The 19,529-nt window shown below is 69.4% G+C and carries 21 protein-coding genes and 1 pseudogene; 10 read left to right on the top strand and 12 right to left on the bottom strand.

Translation table 11 applies throughout. The features are described 5' to 3' along the window. Window positions 1-472 precede the first annotated feature (472 nt). On the top strand, window positions 473-1,099 hold the full coding sequence (locus tag ACI2L3_RS13385; protein WP_404752464.1) for an RDD family protein: 627 nt from the start codon (window positions 473-475) through the stop codon (window positions 1,097-1,099). Between the two features lie 178 nt (window positions 1,100-1,277). After that, window positions 1,278-1,550, top strand: a complete 273-nt coding sequence (locus ACI2L3_RS13390) for a hypothetical protein (RefSeq protein ID WP_404752465.1) — start codon at window positions 1,278-1,280, stop codon at window positions 1,548-1,550. An 841-nt stretch (window positions 1,551-2,391) separates the two neighbouring features. Here the strand turns inward: ACI2L3_RS13390 and ACI2L3_RS13395 are convergent. Beyond that, window positions 2,392-2,946, bottom strand: a complete 555-nt coding sequence (locus ACI2L3_RS13395) for a hypothetical protein (RefSeq protein WP_404752466.1) — start codon at window positions 2,944-2,946, stop codon at window positions 2,392-2,394. A gap of 195 nt (window positions 2,947-3,141) precedes the next feature. Between ACI2L3_RS13395 and ACI2L3_RS13400 the strand changes: the two genes are divergently transcribed. Then, window positions 3,142-3,351 (top strand): hypothetical protein, encoded by a 210-nt coding sequence (locus ACI2L3_RS13400; protein WP_404752467.1) that lies wholly within the window; start codon window positions 3,142-3,144, stop codon window positions 3,349-3,351. A 35-nt stretch (window positions 3,352-3,386) separates the two neighbouring features. On the opposite strand, the gene ACI2L3_RS13405 is transcribed toward ACI2L3_RS13400, so the two are convergent. Continuing rightward, window positions 3,387-3,674: a hypothetical protein gene (locus ACI2L3_RS13405; RefSeq protein WP_404752524.1), complete on the bottom strand. Its 288-nt coding sequence runs from the start codon at window positions 3,672-3,674 to the stop codon at window positions 3,387-3,389. Here ACI2L3_RS13405 and ACI2L3_RS13410 point away from each other — a divergent pair. Next, window positions 3,646-3,985, top strand: a pseudogene (locus ACI2L3_RS13410) (IS110 family transposase); the annotation flags it as partial. The gene ACI2L3_RS13405 and the pseudogene ACI2L3_RS13410 sit on opposite strands and share 29 nt — an antisense overlap. 815 nt (window positions 3,986-4,800) lie before the next feature. On the opposite strand, the gene ACI2L3_RS13415 reads toward ACI2L3_RS13410, so the two are convergent. Then, window positions 4,801-5,694, bottom strand: coding sequence for a DUF1963 domain-containing protein (locus ACI2L3_RS13415; protein WP_404752468.1), 894 nt, complete (start codon window positions 5,692-5,694; stop codon window positions 4,801-4,803). A 357-nt stretch (window positions 5,695-6,051) separates the two neighbouring features. Here ACI2L3_RS13415 and ACI2L3_RS13420 point away from each other — a divergent pair, with 357 nt between their 5' ends. Continuing rightward, window positions 6,052-6,177 (top strand): hypothetical protein, encoded by a 126-nt coding sequence (locus tag ACI2L3_RS13420; RefSeq protein WP_404752469.1) that lies wholly within the window; start codon window positions 6,052-6,054, stop codon window positions 6,175-6,177. A 191-nt stretch (window positions 6,178-6,368) separates the two neighbouring features. On the opposite strand, the gene ACI2L3_RS13425 is transcribed toward ACI2L3_RS13420, so the two are convergent. The 7 genes from ACI2L3_RS13425 to ACI2L3_RS13455 form a co-directional block, all read right to left on the bottom strand. Next, window positions 6,369-6,581, bottom strand: coding sequence for a hypothetical protein (locus tag ACI2L3_RS13425; RefSeq protein WP_404752470.1), 213 nt, complete (start codon window positions 6,579-6,581; stop codon window positions 6,369-6,371). 30 nt (window positions 6,582-6,611) lie between these two features. Continuing rightward, complete coding sequence (locus ACI2L3_RS13430) at window positions 6,612-8,357, bottom strand: ABC transporter ATP-binding protein (protein ID WP_404752522.1); 1,746 nt, start codon at window positions 8,355-8,357, stop codon at window positions 6,612-6,614. Between the two features lie 89 nt (window positions 8,358-8,446). Then, entirely contained in the window at window positions 8,447-8,890 is a 444-nt protein-coding gene (locus ACI2L3_RS13435; RefSeq protein WP_404752471.1) for a lasso peptide biosynthesis B2 protein, read from the bottom strand. Further along, window positions 8,887-9,141, bottom strand: coding sequence for a lasso peptide biosynthesis PqqD family chaperone (locus tag ACI2L3_RS13440; protein WP_404752472.1), 255 nt, complete (start codon window positions 9,139-9,141; stop codon window positions 8,887-8,889). The genes ACI2L3_RS13435 and ACI2L3_RS13440 overlap by 4 nt, the downstream gene beginning before the upstream one ends. 31 nt (window positions 9,142-9,172) lie before the next feature. Next, a complete protein-coding gene (locus tag ACI2L3_RS13445) occupies window positions 9,173-11,020 on the bottom strand; it encodes a lasso peptide isopeptide bond-forming cyclase (protein ID WP_404752473.1) in 1,848 nt (615 codons plus the stop codon). Window positions 11,021-11,046: 26 nt separating this feature from the next. Continuing rightward, window positions 11,047-11,157, bottom strand: coding sequence for a keywimysin-related RiPP (locus ACI2L3_RS13450; protein WP_176165153.1), 111 nt, complete (start codon window positions 11,155-11,157; stop codon window positions 11,047-11,049). A gap of 264 nt (window positions 11,158-11,421) precedes the next feature. Further along, window positions 11,422-11,766, bottom strand: a complete 345-nt coding sequence (locus ACI2L3_RS13455) for a hypothetical protein (protein WP_404752474.1) — start codon at window positions 11,764-11,766, stop codon at window positions 11,422-11,424. 2 nt (window positions 11,767-11,768) lie between these two features. Here ACI2L3_RS13455 and ACI2L3_RS13460 point away from each other — a divergent pair, with 2 nt between their 5' ends. Further along, window positions 11,769-12,878 carry an aminotransferase class V-fold PLP-dependent enzyme gene (locus tag ACI2L3_RS13460; protein WP_404752475.1) on the top strand — a complete coding sequence of 370 codons (1,110 nt, stop codon included), beginning with the start codon at window positions 11,769-11,771 and terminating at the stop codon, window positions 12,876-12,878. 119 nt (window positions 12,879-12,997) lie between these two features. Here ACI2L3_RS13460 and ACI2L3_RS13465 read toward each other — a convergent pair whose 3' ends face one another. Then, on the bottom strand, window positions 12,998-13,996 hold the full coding sequence (locus tag ACI2L3_RS13465) for a LuxR C-terminal-related transcriptional regulator (protein WP_404752476.1): 999 nt from the start codon (window positions 13,994-13,996) through the stop codon (window positions 12,998-13,000). A gap of 691 nt (window positions 13,997-14,687) precedes the next feature. Beyond that, the gene (locus ACI2L3_RS13470) at window positions 14,688-16,022 is read right to left on the bottom strand and encodes an MFS transporter (RefSeq protein ID WP_404752477.1); all 1,335 of its coding nucleotides are present in this window, start codon (window positions 16,020-16,022) and stop codon (window positions 14,688-14,690) included. A 590-nt stretch (window positions 16,023-16,612) separates the two neighbouring features. Here ACI2L3_RS13470 and ACI2L3_RS13475 point away from each other — a divergent pair. The 4 genes from ACI2L3_RS13475 to ACI2L3_RS13490 all read left to right on the top strand — a co-directional run bounded on the left by ACI2L3_RS13475 (window position 16,613) and on the right by ACI2L3_RS13490 (window position 19,497). Next, entirely contained in the window at window positions 16,613-16,999 is a 387-nt protein-coding gene (locus tag ACI2L3_RS13475) for a hypothetical protein (protein WP_404752478.1), read from the top strand. Window positions 17,000-17,092: 93 nt separating this feature from the next. Then, a complete protein-coding gene (locus ACI2L3_RS13480; RefSeq protein WP_404752479.1) occupies window positions 17,093-17,302 on the top strand; it encodes a hypothetical protein in 210 nt (69 codons plus the stop codon). Window positions 17,303-17,669: 367 nt separating this feature from the next. Continuing rightward, on the top strand, window positions 17,670-18,395 hold the full coding sequence (locus ACI2L3_RS13485; protein ID WP_404752480.1) for a TauD/TfdA family dioxygenase: 726 nt from the start codon (window positions 17,670-17,672) through the stop codon (window positions 18,393-18,395). A gap of 64 nt (window positions 18,396-18,459) precedes the next feature. Further along, on the top strand, window positions 18,460-19,497 hold the full coding sequence (locus ACI2L3_RS13490) for a diiron oxygenase (protein WP_404752481.1): 1,038 nt from the start codon (window positions 18,460-18,462) through the stop codon (window positions 19,495-19,497). The last annotated feature ends 32 nt before the right edge of the window (window positions 19,498-19,529 follow it).

Below are 19,529 nucleotides of genomic sequence, written 5' to 3' on the forward strand. Positions count from 1 at the left end.
GGGCCGCGGGCCCCCTGGGTGGTGGCCCCCCCTTTTTGGGGACCCCTGCTGCACCCCCCGTGGGGGGGGGGGGGCGCCCCCCCCCACTACAGCACACCTGTGACGCCTCGTCCCTGATCGGCGTTCGTCGCATGATGCGCTCTGGTCAGGTCTGTTGCTGGATCGTTACCGTGCTGTTGTGCCGCTTTGGGCGGTTGTACGGGCCCGCACCGTGCCCAGTTCGAATATCCCGACCCGACGTGCGGGCATCGGGATGTTGCTGAGGACGAACCGCACCACGGCGCCCGGGATCTCGGTGAGGCAGGTGCGCGGCCCGGGACGGTCGACGCTGCCTGCGCAGGCGAAGCTGCGCGGGGGCCTGGTGGGTGTGGTGCACGGAAAGGCGCCGGGGTTCTGGGGGCCGCTGGAGTGCCACGGAGAACACCTTTGTAGCCTGAGTGACCGATAGGTGACGTTGTGTCACGCGTACGCGATGAGCCGGAGTTATGACGTGAGCCACCCCCATCCCTACCGGCAGCAGCCCCCGGAGAGCGCGCCCCAAGGGTCGTATGGCTTTCCCGCGGCACAACCGATACCCGGGGCCCCACAGCAGTACCCTCACCCGCAGTATCTGCAGTACCCGCATTCGCAGAACCCGGAGTACACGCCGTACGCGGGTTGGAGGCAGCGGGCAGGGGCGTTCCTCCTGGACTGCCTGATCAACTTCGGGCCGATGTGGCTGTCGGTGGGAATCGCTGACGTGATCGGCGATGGCGATACCGGTGAGGGCCTGGCTATGTACGTGAGCTGGGTGGGCATTGCCTACATGATCGGTTCCTGTATCGTGCAGGCGGTCCGTGAGGGCCGTACCGGGCAGAGCGTGGGCAAGACGGTTCTCGGCATCCGCTTCGTCCGCACGTCTGACGGGCTTGCGCCTGGCGGCGCCCTGGCCTTCGCCCGTCGGCTCTGCCAGTTCCTCAACTACCCGGTGTTCTGTTTGGGCTGGCTGTGGGCGAGCTGGGATGACAAGTCCCAGACGTTCGCCGACAAAATCACCGGTGTCGTAGTTGTCAGTACTGACGCCGCAGTCGCGCCGCATCCTGCTGCCGCGAGTTGGTGAGCCCACGCAACCGGATACGGTGCGCAGCATCTCTGTCCGATTGACGCAGGCGTCGGGGCCGGCGCTCGATAGCCCCCCGTCGATCGGCGCACGCGCGGGCCGATAGCATCGGCGGCTCGGGTACTGGCTCGGCGAGGGATGGGTGGGGGACTTCGTAGATGAGTGGGGGACTTCGTAGATGAGTGGTGTGCTGATTTTCGCCATCATCATGGCTGTTGTGTTCGTGGCTGTCGGCTTGGCCGATCAGCGCAAGATGTGGTGGCGCTTCAGGGCGAGGTGGTACCGCAATCCGGAGGCCAATGAGCCGTCTGACGCCGCCATGACGGGGATGCGGGTGCTCTTCTTTGTCGGTGCTGCGTTGCTGGTCTTCGCGGGGTGCCAAGCGCAGGAGGCCCAGAACGATATGGATCGCATTGAGCAAGAGATGGATTCTCCATACGGTTTGGACTAGAGAGCGTGTGAGACAGATCGTGCGACCGAGCCGCGTACGCTCCCGTCGCCAATTCCGTTGCAGCCTCAGGGGTAAACCAAACCCGTCATGGATTTCAGATTCGCTTGGTCCCCGGAGCCAGTTGACCCCATGAAGCCCGCGAAATCCGTCGCCTCTGTCAGCAACTTGACGGAATCACGCCGAACAAGAGACAGATACGACACCGTTGTTGGCAACGATGGGGCCATTTCTACCGTCTTGTGCAAGAAATCCGACGCATCTTACTTCACTCTCACCATGCAGCTTCCGGCAGCTTCGAAGTATGATCCGCAACTCCGCGGCGATATTGCAAAGTTCATGGTGGCGTACATGCAAGCGAGTGTGAAGAAATTCGGTTGCAGCGGAAAGTGAACCCGGGGCCCATGAGGGAGGCGGGCGAACGCCTTGCACGTGGACCAGCCCAGGAGGCCGCCTCCCCGCCCTCGCGGCGAGCGCCCGTCTGATTGTCAGGGCCATCAGGATGATGCCGTCGTGGCGCCGGAGGTGTCGGTCGCCCTTCGGCTCATACCTGCAGGGAGGTTCAGGCGCCCGGGAAGCAGGCATTGAGGGTGCAGAGCTCGCACATTGCGCCTTCCGGGAAGAGGACGGTGCCATGCGCGCAGTTCCAGCGCCAGCAGTCCGTGCCGAGTTGTGTGCAGGCTCCGTCGATCTGGAGGGACGGATGTCGCCGGTGTCCGCTGGCCGGCGTCCCGACGACGATCGCATGTGGTTGGAGAAGGCCGCAGCTCTGCGGTGCGAAGCCGACCGGCTGGAGGCGCCGGGCGCCAGCAGCACTCTTCAGACAAGAGCCCGAACTACGCGACTATGGCCGCTTTTTGGTGCACTCCTTCGGCGAGGCGGCCGATTCGGTGTAGGCGGTGATGAGCTTCTTCATGTCAGATGCGGTTGCGTCGTCATGAGTGACTCGCACCGACGCGAAGAGCTTGTCCTTGGGCCCGCCATGGTTCGCGCAGTTCACAATTCCCACTGCTCCCGTGTTCGAGTAGATGTAGCGATGGTCCTTCGTCATTTCGTCGAACGGTTCGACAGCAACAGCGTCCTCAGCGACACGCCTCAGCGTGGCGTCATGCCCCCACCACTCAACAGTGGCCGAGAAAGCGTCGTGGCCGTCCACGCGAAGGCGGCAGCGCTTGTTCCAGGCGCTGGAGGTCGGGTGAACGGATACGTTCTGCCCAGCGGGAAGTACGGCTTTCAGCAGATCCGCAGGGACTGCTATGCCGCACAACGAGTCCGGAGGACTGTAATCGGAGGGCGGGCTGGAACAGCCGACTGCGGCGATGCCGATGCCGAACGTCATGACAATCGGCAGGGAAGCTCGCATTCTTGCGCCACTACTCGTCACGTACTCATCCTCCACAGGCGGATTGTCGGCTGACCCGCCCTCCGTCTCGGCAGTTACTCTTGTGCCGTCAGCCGTCGAAGCGGTCCCCATCGACGCGATGTTACGAAAGCAGGTAGACCGCGAGCCTGGGTGGTTGCGCCAGCGGGCCGCGGGCGGCCGTCCTGGCTAGTGCGGGCGGGGGCGGGAGTCGAAGCGTCAGTCGGCAGCACTGTGGCGCTCGAACGCGACTACTTCTGGTCTGTTGCGGGCGACGAACTCTACGACGTCCCCAACGAACCGAGAACGATCACGATCGGGCAGCTGTCCGAGTCCTGGCAGCACCTTGAGGACCTACTCGCCGACCCGGACGGAGCCGTGGGCCATCACCTGGTCTGGCTCGCCGATGTCCTCCGCGCGATCGGACAGGAGAACGTCCAGTAGCCGGCGCACGCGCAACGTGACGTGGAACTACGAAGTCACACCGGAGTACTAGTGTTTGCGCAGCGATTAGGCGCGCCCATCGGCTCCGGTGGCGGCATGGGAGCGAGATCTCCGAGGCTGCCCTCGACGCGGATCTGGATGATCTGGGGGCGGCCCCAGAGAGCCAGGATATCGTTGGCGACGGCCACAGTGGGCAGCGGGTCCTGGTCACCGTGCACCGTAATGGCGGCGGCCAGCAGGCTGCGCGGTACGGCTCCCGCGTCGAGAAGGACGCGCCATTCGGCCGGGCCGATCTCGCGCTTCGCCGACGCCCGCGGGCTCAAGGCCTACGCCGGCTCCTCCACCCATCACCCGTGCCGTGGGCAAGAATTCCGCCATCACCAGACGGTGGGTGAAGAACGACCGGCTCAACCACGCCGGCTACCTCTGGGCCTTCGCCTCACTACGGGAATCCACCGGGGCAAACGCCCACTACCGGCGCCGCCGGGAACAAGGCGACTGGCACGCGGCCGCCCAGCGCAATCTCTTCAACCGCATGATCGGCCAGCTCTACCACTGCCTCCAGAAGCGGGAACTCTTCGACGAGCAGTCCGCGTTCCCCGCCACGCCTGACCTCGCAGTTACCGCGGCTTGACCAGGAGCAGCTCCCTCATGCCTTCCGGCAACTCCGGGTCCTCACGCCAAGCTGTGGTGATGGAGATGAGGGCCCCCACGACGCCTCAGCGATGAGGCCAGGGCGACCCGTCCCCAGGCGACTGCACAGGTGGGACGTGACTTCGTACAGGGCCACACTGACTTCTGCCACGCGCGCCGGATCAGACCCGGGGGCGTGGGGCGGCTCCCCGTTGGCACGGATCGTGGAGGTCGCGGCAGCGTATGTCCGTCCGTGAATGAAGTCCCGCACCGCGACTACCTGGTCCCACGTCGGCAGAGAGCGCTGGACAGAAGCCGATTCGGTCATGCGGCAAGGCTAACCGCGGGGTTGCCGCCGTTCGAGGCCCCGACCTCGGCGACTTGACGGCATAGCACTGTGAGCTGTCTACGATGCGACCAAGCCTCCTGGTTTCTCCCCCTGTCGCAGCTCTTGGTGATAGAGGCCTCAGCTGTTCCCCTTCGGGTGATCCCGGCGACCGTTCCCCGAACGCTTTGCCACGGCCCCCATTCAGGTCAGAGGCTTGATCGGAGGTTTGAGGACGGGCTCTCAGTACGACGGTCGCCAAGGTCCGCTGGAGGAGATGTTCCGGCGGAGGGCCCCGGGGAAGATCGTCCACTCGTCCCCACGTGATGCTATGCCGGTCACCAACAGCCGCTCGTCGTCGAGCTCCACCCCGTCACACCCCCCTTCCCATGGTCCGGGAGCACGAGCTCAAGATGCTGCTGTACTGCCCCGAGTGATCGGCGGCTGCCTTGCGGGCACGAGTATGGCCCTTTGATCGAAGCAGCGCGCAGTCAAGAACAATCTGAGCGGTAGGCGAAGGGCCTGTCGGAGCAGCTGGTGCATTCGAACAGGTAGATGCCGCCCATGTCGCCGAGCATGAGCCCAGGGGGGCGTTGGATCTGGGTGCGCTGTTCGTATGGAAGATCCCAGATGGTTCCCATGACTGGCGTGTCCTCGATGGGCAGCCAAGTGCGCCAACTCTCGCCATCGAACTCGTTGCTGCTGATCGTCAGGAGATGCTCCATGCGCACACGACATGTCGGGCAGGTCGGCCAGTTGGGCTCCTGGGTCCACGTCGGGTACCCGCCGACCTTGACGCCGTCCGACACGGAGAGGTGGGACCAGTAGGACCAGCCGGTTTCCTCCTCGAGCTGTTCGAATCTGGTTTCGAGCGCGGCGGCGAGCTCGTCTGGGAGGTCCCAGTTGGGGTAGTCGGTGACACGCTCGGGGTGCAGGACGCATGGGTCAGGAAGGTAGTAGTTGTCAGCGCCGGTCGGGCGGGGCCGGTTTGCCGGCTGCAGGTCGCTCAGGGATCCGTCTCGCCAATAGATCTCGGGGCGGGGAACGTAACCGTCCGTGTGATCGAAGGGGCACCACAGCACTTGCAGCAGATCGGTGGCGCCGGGGAAGGCCAGGCCAGGCACGTCGGCCGCGAAGAGCTGGAGGACCGGGACGAGCGGGATCGGTCCCTGGGCCGGAGGGGAGAACGCCGTGCGCGGGTGGTCGTCCTCGCAGTGGGGCCAGGGCTCCGAGAGCGGCCAGAGCACGGGTCCGCCGAGCGAGCTTTCCCGCGCGCTCGGATCGCCGAGGCGCGGATGCAGGCGAACGGCCGTCTTCCGATAGCTGGCCACCTCAGGGAACAGCGTCTCGATATCGAGCGGACGTGGCGGGGTGGTGCGAGCCATCGGAAGTACTCCTCGCAGACCAAAGCGTTGGCTTGGCCACGGCCGACGCCGCGGTGGGCTGAGGGTAACCGCACAGCCCGTCCGATCCAGCAGCAGCTCCCGTTCTCGGTCACGGTGCAGCGCGCGGTCGGACGCCCTCCTCCAGAGCTGGAGCCACCTCTTTCGAGAGGACCATTTGCCACGATTTGTTAATTCGTTATGTAAAACCAGCTAGGTCGGGACATCAGGTGAGGGAGTTAGCGCCCGCAAGACGCCCTGAACAGCCGTGCTGGGCGCGCGGGCACGCGCAAGCGCGATCAGTGCTCGGGTGCCGTCCCTCTCACCGTGGACCTTGCGGGCGGCGGCCCACCAGGCGTCATGGACCGGGGTGAATCTCCCGGCGAGAGCCTGGACGGCGCCACCCTCTACCCGCTGATGGCCGCCGCCGAGCAGTGGCCCGACCCGTGGTTCGAGCCCTGGGAGCCCGCCGCGCCCGCCGACTGAGGGATACGGGCCGTCAGAAGCCGCGCTCCATCGGCCGGATGAGGTCGAGGCGCTCTTGCGGGCCGGTCCTACGCTGGAGGCATGGCCACCGATCCCTTGCTGAGGCAAGGGCCCGACTCGACGGATCTGGTCCTGCGCGCCGGCCCGGCCGGGTCGGCCAGGTGGGTGGGGGGTCGTGGTCCACGGCTGTTTCAGGCGGTGAAGACCGTGTTGCCGCGTAGTTGTATCGCCGCGGTGACGACGGCCTCGTAGTCCGGCGCGTGAGCGGCCCGGCCCCCGCCCAACCGGTGGACGACGCCCTCGGCACCGGCGCCGATACGTCGGACACCCGTGTGCCCGCGGTCGGCGAAGTATGCGAGACAGGGGTCGGAGAGCCGGGCTTCCGCGTTCAGGATGTTCTCCATCCGCTCATTGCACCGGCGGCCGGACCTGCCTCACTGGTTGCCGACGCCATGTGCGGCGGCCGGGCGGAGCGTCTGTCCGGCCGCCAGTTCGCGGTAGAGGGCACTGCCGGTGAGCAACTCCTCGTGGCGTCCGTCGGCGGAGGTGCGGCCACCGTCCAGTACGACGATCCGGTCGGCGTGCTGGACGGTGGAGAGCCGGTGTGCGATCACCAGCAGTGCGCACTCCCCTGCGACGTCCTTCATCACCGTGGTGAGCGCCGTCTCGTTGATGGCGTCGAGGTGGGAGGTGGGCTCGTCGAGCAGGAGCAGTGCGGGGCGGGCGAGCAGGGCGCGGGCCAGGGCGACGCGCTGGCGCTCGCCTCCCGAAAGGGTGCTGCCACGGTCGCCGAGCATGCCCGACAGGCCGCCGCTCAACCGGCGTACGACGTGATCGAGCCGGGCGAGCTCGACGACGCGCCGCACTTCGGCGTCGGTGGCGTCGGGCACGGCGTAGGTGATGTTGTCGCGCAGGGTGCCGTGGACGACATGGGTGTTCTGATCGACGACGGCGATCCGCGCGCGGCATGCCGCCCGGGTCAGTTCGGTGGCGGGCCGCCCGTCGAAGAGCAGGGTTCCGGAGTCCGGTTCGTAGAACCTCGCCGCCAGGGCGAAGACCGTGCTCTTCCCGGCGCCCGACCGGCCGACCAGGGCCGTCTGGCGCCGGTGGGGCACGGCGAAGGTGACACCTCGCAGGACCGGCCGGTCGGGGTCGTAGCCGAAGGTGACGTCCCGCAGTTCCAGGGCGTTCCCCTCTGTCGAAGTGGCCTCGCCCGTGCGGGCCCGCACGGGCGGCCGGCCGGGCGGTGCCGGCTCCGTGGGCAGGCGCAGGGCTTCTTCGATGCGCTGGTAGGCGCCCATGCCGCGCTGGATGAGGCCGACCGCGCGGAAGACCGAGGACAGGGGCAGGACGAGGTAGGAGGCGTACAGCAGGAAGGCCACGAGGTCGCCGAGGGAGTTGGCGTGCCCTGTGACGCGCAGGCCGCCGATGACGAGGACGAGCAAGAAAGAGCCCTGGACGGCGAGTTCGACGGCGGGGCTCATCACGGACGCGAGTTTCGCGGTCCGCACGCCCGCGTCGTGAGCGGACTCGACGCGCTCACCGATGCGCCGCGCTTCGCGGTCCTCCGCCCGGTGGACGCGGACCATCGGCAGGGCGCCGAGGGCGCGCTCGAGGTCGGCGGCGATCGCGCCGACGGACGTCTGCATGTGCTCCGACGCGGCGCGGATGCCCTTCAGGAGCGAGGCCACGACGGCGGCCGCGGTGGCCACGGTCAGGGCGACCAGGGCCAGCAGCAGGGGGTCGATCCACAGCATGAGGGCGATTGCGCCGGCCGCGACGAGGGCTCCCGTGACGAGGTCGACGAGGGCCTGGGAGACCACTTCCCGCAGCAGGGTGGTGTCGGTGGTCACGCGGGAGATCAGGTCGCCGGTGCGGTGCCGGTCGTACTCCCGCATCTCCAGCCGCAGCAGTCGCGCGACCAGGCCGTGGCGGAGTTGTCGTACGACTCTTTCGCCCATGCGTTCCAGGACGAAGCGGCCGACGGCGCCGGTGGCCGCCTCGCTGACGAACAGCAGGGCCAGGGCCAGCAACAGGGGCCAGTACGCCCGCCCGTGCCCGCTCGCGTCCACGATCTGCTTGGCGACCAGGGGCTGGGCGAGCCCGAGGGCGGAGCCGGCGAGGGTGAGCACGGTGGCCACGATGACGGAGGCCCGGTGCCCGGTGGTGAGCCGGTACATGGTGGCGACCGCGGCCCGTGTCGAACGGTCCGGCGCCTTCGCGGGGGCCTCCTCACGCGCCCGACGGTCCGGCTGCGCCCGGGACTCCGTCATCGGCGGGACGGCCGGTTCGAGGTCGGCGGCTCCACCGCGAGCAGCCGCGCGAAGTAGTCGTCGGGCACGTCCTCACCGATGGGGCGGCCCTCCGCCTCGAGCCACGCGTGCGCGTTGAAGGGTGGCACCACGCTCGCGCCGGTGCACCACGTGGCCCAGCCGCCCGTCAGCCGGCACAGCAGGGCGGCGCCCAGCGAGCGGGGCAGACAGCCCTTCGGACCGGCGCAGAGCAGGCTGACCGCGCACATCGCGTCCCGGGCGCTCTTGGCCTGTGCCGCGGTGGCCGGCGTGGCTCCGCGGCGTACGACATCCAGGACGGCACGGATCCGGCGCGGAGGCAGGAACGAGAGCCCGACGGCGGGAAGCAGCACGAGGCGGGCGGCCAGCCGCCGGGTGAAGGGGACGCCCGTGGGCCGTTCCAGGGCGCTCGGTGTCGTCATGAGGCCAGCCCCGACTCCCGCAGCTCCCGCACGAGGACCGTGACGTCCTGCTCCGCGCGGGCCCGGCCGATGTCGAACTGCGTGACGAGCGCGTCGACGGCCGCTGTTTCGTCGCCGCCGTCGAGAAGGGTCTTCACCACCAGGGTGCCGGTGGGGTTGAGCTCCCAGTAGTTTCCGCTGCGCTGGTCCAGGAGGACGGTGCCGTAGTCGGTCTCCGTGGTGGAGACATCGGGGCCGAACCGCAGTGCCATGGTGGGTGACTGCCTTTCTCCGGTGACGGGCTCAACGGGCGCGGGCGCGGGACGTGCCGCGCAGCCATACTTCGGCGGCGATGGTGGAGTAGAGGATGGCGTCGCGCAGTCCGGGGGCGGAGGGCCGCTGCGCGAGGTGACGCAGCGCCTTGCCGTCGACCAGGCCGAGTTGCTCCAGTCGGGAGTCCTCCCACAGGGCCAGCAGGTCGGCACGGTGCCTGCGCAGTCCGTCGGCGGCGTCCATGGCGGCGGCGGCCTTGGTGGTGCGCCGCAGGCACGTCTCCGGCACGATGCCGCGCATCGCGGCGGTGAGGACCGGCTTGTACGCCCAGGGCGTGACGCGTTCGTCCGGCCGGATCGCCAGGCACGCGTCGATGACCCGGTCGTCGAGGAACGGCGACGCCATGGGCACGCCGGCGCGGGCCGCCATCCGGTCCCACTGGCGGATGATGCGTGTGCAGGAGCGGATCTGTTCCAGGTCGGTGTGCAGGCCGCGGTCCGGGTGCAGCGGCACGACCGTCGAAGCGGCTTCCCGCAGCGCCCGCCTGACCATGTGTTCGGCGTCGGGCGTGACCCAGTCGAAGAGGCGTGGCGGCATGCCCCACCCGAGGCTGGTGGTGGCGGTGGCGGGAAGCGGTTCGCGCAAGTGGCCGGCGGCGTCGGCGAGGCTCCTGCCGTAGGGGCGGGAGTCGGCCAGGGCGCGGACGGTGGCGCCGAGCGGCCACTGCCACAGGGCCCGGAAGCCGCGCAGCTGCCGCAGCGCGAACAGCGGGCGGGTGCGGGCCAGTCGGTGGTAGTACGCCTCGGAGCACCAGGCCACGTGGTCGCCGCCGATGCCCGTGAGATGCAGGCGGCTGCCGCGTTCCGCCATTCCTGGCAGGTGGTGCAGCACCCGCGAACGGTCCATGACGCCGATGGTCGGTTCGTCCAGCAGGTCGTCGATGCCGAGCAGGTCGTCGTAGACCAGCGGTGAGGCGTCGGCGTCCCACACCACGTGCTCGACGTCCGGCAGGTGCTTCGTGGCCTGCCTCGCCCAGTGCAGGTCGGTATCGGCCGGATCGCGTCCCGGCCACGTGCTGGCCACCACCTTGGCGGGCGACCGGTCGGCCAGGAAGCAGAGGGAGGTGGAGTCCAGGCCCCCGGACAAGTCGCAGCTGATCACGCCGCCTTGCCGGGTACGGGCGTCGACGGCCGCGATGAGGGCCTCGCGGACCAGCGGGGCGCCGTCGGCGAGCGTGCGGACCGGCTCCGGCGGGGTCCACCACCTCGAGTGGCGTACGGTCCGTCCGTCCGCGGCGACGGTCAGCGCGTCCTGCGGCGGTACGGCGGTGACGGCACGCCACAGGGACGCCTCGAAGAGTGGATAGGGCACCGGCCACAGCAGCCGGACGGCGAGCTGCTCCTCCTCGGGGTCGTGGCCCAGCGCGGCGGCGAGGACGTCGGCGCGGGTGGCGGCCACCCGCACGCCGTCCACGGCGGCGTGGAAGACCAGCCGGAGCCCGGACGCGGTGCCGCGCACCCTGAGTTGTCCGTCCATGGCAGCGACGAGGTGGAAGCTGCCGGGCAGGGAGCGGGCCCACGTGTCCAGCTCCGCGAGGTCGCGCAACCGGCCTGCCCTGGCTCTCAGCTCGGCGGCGTCGACGGGGCAGCAGCCGACGACGGCCAGTGCGGTGCGTCCGGCGCGTGCCGTGACGATCTCCTGGTCGTCCCACTGCCCCACCAGCCACGGCCGACCTGACGGGTGTTCGAGGACGCGTGTCTCGCGGGTTCCGGAGCGGGTGAAGGACCGGGCCACGGCGGCCGCGTCCTCGCGGTCGGTGAAGACCGCGAAGTGCGCGTCGCCGGGGCCCGTCCCCGCACTCTCGTGCAATTCAGTCATGACGTCGGGTCAAGGACCGTCGGTCGTCAGTTCTTGCTCAGGACGAGCCGGTCATTGCCGGACCGCTGCAGCAGCCCGGTCTTCTTCCGGAATGTCCCGAGCCGGACGAGTGTCGGCGCTTCGTAGGCCTTCTTCATGACTTCTCCTCGGGTTGAGGATTGCCGCCCGCTTCCCTGGTCGACGGCGCGCGAAGCCCCGTCGACCTGCCCAGGACTCATCGGGAACCCCGGGGCCAGGAAATGGACGCAACACCTAGCTATGTGCACAACCGGAGCGCATGACAAGGCCGCAAACAGAAATACGACAATATGCAGAAATCGGAGAAACGTTTCGACCTGCATTTCCGCTCACGCAGGCAATTCCGGCACGGGAGTGGACGGTTATGCCCACGGCTCGTGGGGTCAGCTGCCGAACGGAACGGCGTCGGCCGGGTCGGCGTGCCAGTTGGTGCTCAGCGGCTTGTCGATCAGGGTCGGGCTGGGCAGGTTGACGGAGATGGCGCCTTCCTCGTCCCCGGCGACGGCGATGATCATCCGGTCGAACTCCCTGCCGTGGTCGTCGTTGGTCGACTTGGGGTTGATGCCGGCGTAGGCGGCGGTGGAACCGGAGAGCTTGATGGTTTCGGTGACGGCCTGCTCGAGTGGAGACTCTCCGCACGGACTCCGGCAACGCCCGCAGGGAGCCGGCGGGAGGCGGGCGCGACGCAGGGCGCCGCGAACGCCGCCCCGGGGAGGGCAGGATGGCACCCATGGGACTGCACACCGCATACGGACTCAGCCGGGTCATCAACGCACGAGGGCCCTACACGCCCCTCGGTGTCTCACGCAGTGGGGACGATGTCGGCGCCGCGGTCGCCGGGGCGCTGTCGGAGTTCTTCGTGATGGATGAATTGCAAGAGGCGGCCGACCGGGCCCTCGCTCGGTTCACCGGGGCGGAGGCGGGGACCGTCGTGCACTGCACGGCCTCAGCGATCACTCTCGCGGTCGCCGCCGCGATGACGGGGGAGTCCCCGGAGCGCGTCGAGGCGCTGCCGGACACGACCGGTATGCCCGGCGCGGTCGTCCTTCCGGCGGCACACGCGGTCAACTATGGACACCCCATCGTGCAGGCCGTCCGGCTGGCGGGTGCGGTCCCGGTTCTCGTGGGGACGGAGACGGGGTTCACGCTGGAGGATCTGGAGACGGGTCTCGCGCGACAGGACGTCGCGTGCCTGCTGCTGGTGTCGTCCCGTCTCGTGCGCGGGGCCGGTGCCGAGCCGGCCGACGCCGTGGCGGTCGCTCATCGTCGCGGGGTTCCCGTCGTCGTCGATGGTGCCGCGCAGGACTTCAGGATCGGTGAACTGCTCGCCACCGGAGCGGACTTGGTGGCCATCAGTGGCCAGAAGTACCTGGGTTCCCCGACCGCGGGTCTGGTGGTGGGCCGGGCCGGCCCGGTGGCGGCGGTGCGGGCGCAGGAACGGGGCATCGGCCGTGCGATGAAGGCGAGCAAGGAGGCGGTGATCGGCGTCCTCGCCGCGCTCGAGGCGCGTCAGGAGCTGGACATGGCGGTGTGGCGGCAGCAGCAGGCGGACAAGGTGGCGGACTTCGTCGAGCGGGCGGGTGCCGTCCGGGGCATCACCGCGTCGTCCGTGACCGACCCGACCGGCCTGCCCTTCGCCCGCGCCCGGCTGGTGGTGGATCCCGCCGTGGCGGCCATGGACTCGGCCGCTCTGGACGAAGCGCTGCGAGCGGGGTCACCGTCGATCTGGGCCATGCCCGGCCGGCGGGATGCGCAGGAGCTGCTGTTCGAACTCGTACCCCTCACACCGGATGAGATCGACGCCATCCTTGCCCGCTTGGCCGAATTGGTGGTGCGGTGACGGCCGTTGACGAGGGGGAGGGACGGGAGGGGGTGCGAGGAGGGGCGGTGACTCGAGTCGACGGTCGCCCCTCGGTTGATGTCCGGCAGCCCAACGGTGGCGCGATCGCCGCCGGGCCGTCAGGTGCGGTGCGCGGGGAGCCAGCCGTTCTGGACCGCGTGGACGCCCGCCTCGAAGCGGCTGCGTGCCTGGAGCGCGTCCATGAGTTCGGCCGCGAAGCGGCGGGCGGTGCGGGTGGAGACGCCGAGGCGCTTGGCGATCGCATCGTCCTTCAGCCCCTGGGCGAGCAGCCGGAGGGCCTCGCGGTGCTGCGGGGTGAGGCCGTCGGTGTCCCGTTCCACCGTGGGCACCAAGGGGTTCGCGGCCTGCCAGGTGCTGTCGAACAGCTCGCACAGGGCGGTGATGACGCCCTGCCCGGTGAGGACCACGGCGCCGCAGCTCGCGTCCGCGGGGTCCAGGGGGAGGACGGCCTCGGTCCGGTCCGCGATGATCATGCGGATCGGCAGGCTGGGAGCGGTGCGGACGTGGCCGCCGCGCTCGTGGAGCCACTGGACGTGCCGGAGCGTGGGCTGGTGGTTGCGGATGCTGTCGAGGTAGATGGTCCGTACGGTGACACCGCGGTCCAGCAGGGTCGCATTCGGTTTGCGGCTGGCTTCCAGGTCGCTCTCCGAATGGGCGCCGCCCGGAGCGAGGGTCATGATCTCGTGGCGGACCTCGGAGGCGAGTCGGGCGAGCCGGTCGCGTATCTCCTCCGCGCCGGTCAGCTCCTCGGTGTGGAAGCCGGCCGAGGGTCTGTGCAGGGAGGCGCACTCCGCGATGAGTTGCGCGGCCGCGACCCTCGCGGTCTCCAGACGCTCCTGGTGGGCCGCGAGTTCGGCCTGCTGGCGGGCGAGCAGCAGCTTCATGGCCTGTTCCGGGCCCAGTACCCGGAAGGCGCTGTCGGCCTTGGCTGACGGCCGGACGAGTGCGAGGGAATGGAGCCGGTCGAGGCAGTTGCGTAACCGGTCCTCCGGCAGTGCGAGTCGCTGGGACAGTGCGGATATCCCGTCGTCACGATGGTCCAGCATGGCGCGGTAGACGCGTTCGGTGTCCGTGTCGAGTCCGAGTGCGGCCAGCATGAGGTGTGTCTCCCGATTGGTGAACGTGTCCGGAAAGGCGTGGGGGAGGGGAGGCGCGGTGGTCTCCGCGACGGTCGGATCAACCGGGCGATCAGCCTCCGGGTGGTCCTTCGGACACGGTGCGACATCTTCTGGTGTGTGCATAGCGCATGGAGTGAACTTCCGATGCGTGAGTGATCTTGTCAAGGTCGCCTTTCGGCCCGCGAACCCATCCTTACGGGGCTGCTGAACCCGGCCGCCACTGTGCAGGACCGGCTCCGTGAAGGCGGCTCCCGCCGTTCGGCCGACAGGTCGTCCGGGACGTAGTGGCTCTGTCCGGCACATGGAGGGCCGGGCTGACCATGACGGATGCCGAAACGCCCGCGGCCCACGACGACTTCGCGGGCCGCGGGCGCGCGGCCTCCGGCCCGATCGTGCCCGTGATGTCGTGCCAGGTGCGGGGCTCTAATCAAGCCTGCCGCGAAGGTGCATTCTTTACGACGGCTTGGCCTTCGGCAGGCGCCGCGCGGACGGGTGGTGTGGTGCCGAGCCCTCGGGCCGGCCCTCGGGTCGGCCCTCGGCCGGTAGGGCAGCCGGATGAACGGGGCGTAACGGGCGGCGGGGAGCAGGGTATTCGGGGTGACGGTCTCGGGGACCGCCCCGTTCGCGGGACGGGGGCCTGTCGCGGGGGAGTGTGAGGTGACGCCGTCGATCAGGGCGCCTTGGCGGCCCCGTCGGCCTCCGGTACGGGTGTGGCGGACGCCCCGGGCGCGGTGGGCCCCTGTTCCGTGCCGGACGGAGAGCGTGACCCGGTCCGCAGCCCCAGTGCCCAGGCGGCCGCGGTCGTCAGGACGCTGAGGACACCGGCTGCCAGGAACACCGGGCGGGGATCGCCGTGATTGAGCGTGGTGAGCGCACCGCCCGCGAGGGCTCCGACCGGGCTCGCCGCCAGCGCGGCCACCTTGGCCGTGGCGGTGACCCGGCCCAACAGGGCGCGTGGCACCAGGCGTTGGCGCAGCGTGCGGATGAGTACCACCGCTGTCACCGTGGAACCCCCGAGCAGCAGATTCAGCACCAGCAGCGGGACCAGGGAGGTCGCCACCCCCAGGGACGCCAGTGTGGTCCCCAGACAGGCCGCGCTGAGTGCGATGAGGGTCTCGTGCCGCATCCTGCGGCCGAGCCGGAGCGCCACCGCGGTGCCGAGCACCCCGCCCACGCCGCCTGCCGCGACGACGGCACTCGCCTCGGAGGCGCCGAGGTGGAGGGTGTCGCGCAGGTAGAAGACCAGGAGGTAGCCGACGGCGAGGAAGAGATTGGCGCTTGCCTGCAAGCAGGTCACCACGAGCACGACACGCAGGGACCGCAGACAGCGGAAGCCCTCGGCCAGGTCGCCCCACACTCCGCGCAGGGCCTCGCGCAGCGGCGGGGAGGGGGCCCGGCTCGCCCGGCCCTTGCCGCGCAGTACATGCAGGACGGAAACGAAGGACACCGCGAAGGTGCAGGCGTTGACCAGGAGGGCGACCTGGAGGCCCCAGAGTGCCGAAAGTACGCCGACCAGTCCCGGGCCGACGATCTGCGCGCTCTGATTCGCGGCCTCCAGAAGCGAGTTCGTACGGACCAGGCGTTCCTCCTCGACCAGATCCCGCACCGCCACGGTCAGCGCGGTCTCGAAGAACACGCCGGCCCCCGCCGCGACGAACGCGAGGGCGAGGATGACCGGGACGGCGAGCTGCGAGGTGGCCGCGAGTACGGCGAGGGAGAGGAAGACCCCGAACCGTACGACGTCCATGGTCAGCATGACGTTACGGGGGTTGAGCCGGTCCACCAGCGCACCGGCGGGCAGGCCGACCAGCAGATAGCCGACGGTCCGCGGGATGGCGGCCATCACCGCCGCGTACGGGGATCCGCTGACCTCGAGGACGAGCAGGGGGATCGCGAGGATCGCGAGGCCGTCGCCGATCAGCGAGACGCTCTGCCCGCCGAGGAAGACGCGGAACGCCAGGGGCGAAGGGCGGACGGGCGCCGCTGAGGTCAAGGCATTCGTCATAAAGGCTACGTCTCCGCCGGTCGTTCAGCTCTCTTCGGGCTGCGAAGTCACGAGTCGCGTCAAGGGAATCGGTACAGGGTGACGGCATCGACCCGCCCTGAATTCCCGGATCTCCGTGGAATTCGTGGCGTCGCACGCTCAGAACACGATGCGATCGGGGAACGGCCCCCAGCAACCCCTTCGGCCTGGCCGGTATCGGCCACTGCATTCATCGGCCAGCCACGAAACCATCAGACGGCGGCCCTGGGGAAAGGGCACCGCGACTTTGCGGGTGGTGTATCAATAGTGCGTCGGATGACGGACGGACGGCCTGGGTGTCAACTGCCGGTGAACCGGGCCGCGCTGTGAGGAACACGTGCCTCACCTACGCTGTCGTCGTGGTCCGCGCCGGTACGGACCTGGCCGCCTGCCGTCGAGTGAACGCAAGGGGCGCTGCCCGCGCGGGCGCGACCGGCGGGTGCGCGGGACCGTTCGCGTCCGGGACCGCCGTCGGCCGAGCACAAGGAGTATCGGCCGAGCACAGGAACATCGGCCGAGCACAAGGAGTACCGGCCGAGCACAGGAACAAGGGTGATGGTGAAGGGGGAGCCATGTATCTCGTGCATGTCCGTCTGGACGGGCCCGCTGATGTGCCGCTGCCGGCGGGGACGGGGGCTGCCGTGACCTCCTGCGCCGAGCCGGGAGACGGTCTGGAGCACGTCAGCGTGGACCCGGACGGGCCCGGCGGGCCCGTGGTCGGCCTCTTCCTGACCGCGCCGAGCCTGGCCGTCGCGGAACTGAGGGCCGCGGCCCTGTGCTTGCGATCACTCGCCGCGCATTTCCCCTTGGCGCCCTTCCGGATGGCGTCCTGCGGAGTGGTGCTGATTCCGGAGTTCTGGGACCGCATGGCGTCCCCGTCACCCGTGGACGGGATAGGACACAACATGTTCCGTCCACCGGATCCCCCTTCCGAAGGGGACGGCGAGTTGCCAGAGTAAGGGCACCGGCGAGGCGGGGAGAGCCAAAAGCACTCCGAGCGGATGCCGGAAGTCCGTCGAAAAGCAGAACGCAATTCACCGAAAGGCCGTTCCGTGAGACTCACCCCGACTTTCAGGACCGTCGCAGCCGGCTGCATAGCGCTCGGCGCCCTCCTCATGGCTCAGGCGGTCTCCCCGGACAGTGCTCACGCCTTCGCCCAGGTACGTTCCGAAAGCACGTCCACCGCCACCCTGCCGGCGGGCGACCTGTCCCAGCTCACCCCGGACGTGATGCACAGCGCCGATGTGACTTGGGGCAGTTGAGCCCGGGCGCTCCCTCCACCCCCGCCCCGCGGGCCGGTTGAGCGCGGCGCCCTCGCCGTACGCGACCACGCTCCGGCCCGCTACCGCGACACTCCGCACGAGCGAGAGGCGCGCACGGACGCCGGCCCACGCCGATCACGGTGACGTGCCGCCGCGTCCCCGGCCGCAGTGGTCTTCCCCCGGCCGGCGCCGAGTCGCCCGGCACCCGCAGCGCCTCGGCACGTGTTCGCCGAGCACGCCACCTCGGCCGTGCGCCGCACATCCATTCTTCAGTTGAGCCCGCCCCCGGAGCGGCGGCGGCTTCGCGCGCCGCCGCGCCCGGCCCGTGCCTCCCCATCACAGGAACCGACATGGAGCAACGCAGACCATGACGACTGCCATCACCCCGCGCACCCAGGAACTCCTCGACCAGGGCTACACCCTGCTCGACGGCATCACCACCGACGAACAGGCCGCCGCGGCCCTACAGGATCTCGGCGCCCTCATACCGCAGTACGACGGGCAGCTGCGCTATCAGGTGAAGGCCGCCCCCGGCTTCGAGGACCGGCGCTACTCCAAGAGCACCAACACCATCCTCGTGCACACCGAGGCACCCGGCTGGAACCCGCCGCCCCGTTACCTCGCTCTTCACTGCCGGGTCCAGGCCCGGTGCGGCAGCGGACAGACCGAACTCGCCGACGCGTACGCCTTCATCGCCTCCCTCAGCGAGGAGGAGCGTCGCACGGTGCACGGCGAAGCCATCGACTGGGTGGGCCACAACACCGGTGGCACCGGCACCGCCGGAGTGCGCAGTCCCGTGGTGGAGAGCACTCCCGAGGGCCGTGACATCGTCCGGTTCAGCTACAACCTGCTGACAGCCGGCCACTACGACCCTCCGGTCGACGCCGACGTACCCGCCGACGAACTGCCGTTGGGCTCCCTGGGACGCGAACTGGCCGTGCGCGCCGAGGCGTTCTTCCGGGACAACAAGGTATCCGTCCTCATTCCGGAGGACTCGATCCTGGTCTGGGACAACCAGCGGATGCTGCACGCCCGCTCCTCCTACAGCGACGCGCGACGCCACCTGACGCGCTACTGGCTCCAGGAGTCCTGAGCGCGGCGGTGGACGCCCCGACCATCCGCGGTGCCGGCCGGCACCGCTCCCCGTGAGGAATGTGATGAACAGCGACACCCCGATCCTTGAAGGCGGCCCCGACGACGCGGTCGGGCAGGAGATGCCGGGACCCCCGCTCCCCGAGGGCATCCCGACCTTCGACCCGAACGACCCGGTGGAGAACGCGGTGATCCGCCGACTCGTCGGCAACTGGCACCGCCGTGCCACCGTCAAGCGGGACGAGCCCGACCTCGACGAACTGTTCGACCTGTCACGCGCGGACTACCCCGAGCGGATCTTGCCCTTCCGTGACCACCCGACCTTCCGTGGCCTGGACCCGGAGAAGCGGGCCGAACTGCTGAGCTGGGCGTGGATCGCGTACAACCGGCACACCGTCATGGCCGAGCAGAAGGTGGCCAACCCCGCGTTCGCGCTGGTCATGGAGGGGGAGTACCCGGGCCTCACCGGGGAGGCGCTCAACCTGTCGCTGGCCCAGGCGATGGTCGACGAGCAGTACCACACGCTCATGCACCTCAACGCGAGCGCGGTGACCCGCAGGAAGCGCGGGCGCACCATGCCGGACAACGCGCTGCCGCTCTCCCACACCGCGCGCGTCCATCAGGAACTGCGGGACCGGGCCGGAGAGCGCTGGGAGAAGTCCCTGACGACGCTGGCCTTCGCGACGGTCTCGGAGATCTCCATCAACGCCTACCTCGACCTGCTCGCCGAGGACACCACGATCCAGCCGATCAACAGCACGACCGCGAAGCTGCACAACCGCGACGAGTACTGTCACGCGTCCATCTCGCACGTGCTCGCCGAGATGGTCTACCACCACCTCGACGCCCGCCGGCGCAGGTACTTCCTGGACATGCTGATGGAGGGTCTCGACGCCTTCGTGGCCAACGACTACTCGACCTGGCACCGGATCGTCGACCTCGCCGACATCGACGGCGGGCACGAGATGCTCGCGGACTGCCAGGCGGACGCGGGCCGTGCGCGGCTGGTCCGCGACTACACCGGACTGCACAAGCTGGTGGAGCAGATGGGCGTGGCCGACCAGGTGGACTTCGACTGGTCCCGCTCCCACATCGCCCACTGACGCTGCCCCGGCACGCGACCGGTGGCGGGTGC

Origin of the sequence: Streptomyces sp. NPDC029674, from assembly GCF_044903205.1 — a bacterium.
Classification (GTDB): domain Bacteria; phylum Actinomycetota; class Actinomycetes; order Streptomycetales; family Streptomycetaceae; genus Streptomyces.